General features: G+C 43.8%; 1 protein-coding gene. It reads left to right on the top strand.

Annotated elements, in window-relative coordinates:
- Positions 1–280 precede the first annotated feature (280 nt).
- Positions 281–924: DUF445 family protein (locus AWV70_RS25035; protein WP_235588820.1), on the top strand; the 644-nt coding region annotated here is incomplete at its 3' end.

Here is a 924-nt window from a genome sequence, read left to right as displayed (position 1 = left end):
ACTTGTCGAGATTTATGATCACTCGTGAGGTTATATGATCACTTGTCATGATTTATGATCACTCGCAAGGTTATATGATCACTTGTCGATATTTATGATCACTCGCAAGGTTATATGATCATTTGTCGATATTTATGATCACTCGTGAGGTTATATGATCACTCGCCAAGGTTTATAATCATTTGGATCGCTGGAACGGCCTCACCACATCGAATGCTTTTTCCAATTGAACTCCTTCTGTTATAATGGAATCCGAACGAATCGGAAATAAGGTGAAGCGATGGATTTCATATGGACATTGTTGTTTATGGCTGTTATTGGGGCATTGATCGGAGGATTTACGAATCACTTGGCGATCAAAATGTTGTTCAGGCCCCATGAGGCGAAATATATCGGCAGTTGGCGTCTTCCTTTCACGCCAGGGTTAATTCCAAAACGGCGCGACGAACTTGCCGTGCAACTGGGGAGGACGGTCACGAACTATTTAGTGACGCCCGATGTATTGAAAAATAAATTATTGACACCTGAAATGGAAAGAAAAGCGGAGGCATTCCTTCAAAGCAAGATCGATGAGTATGTTTTCCATTCGGACAAGACATTGCATGATTGGCTGCAAGTGGCGGGAGCAACCGACGTTGTGGAGAAAGCCGAGCGGAAAATCGATGCTCTCATCGATGCACAGCTTAGGAATGCCCGCACGAAATTGACGTCGGGCACGATTGAAGAAATCGTTCCGGTGGAATGGCAAGAGCAGGCGAAAGCACATATTCCTGTAATGACAGACTTTATCCTGAACCGAGCAGAGCAATTTGTAGACTCCTATGAGGGTAAAGTGATGTTCCAAAAATTGATCAATGATTTCCTTGAATCGAAAGGGACGTTTGGCGGTATGTTGAATATGCTCTTCGGCGATTCCAACTCACT

It is taken from the genome of Sporosarcina koreensis, assembly GCF_001531445.1.
In the GTDB taxonomy this organism is placed as follows: domain Bacteria; phylum Bacillota; class Bacilli; order Bacillales_A; family Planococcaceae; genus Sporosarcina; species Sporosarcina koreensis_C.
Note: the sequence above shows the minus strand (reverse complement) of the source record. Positions and strands in the feature narration are given on the sequence as shown.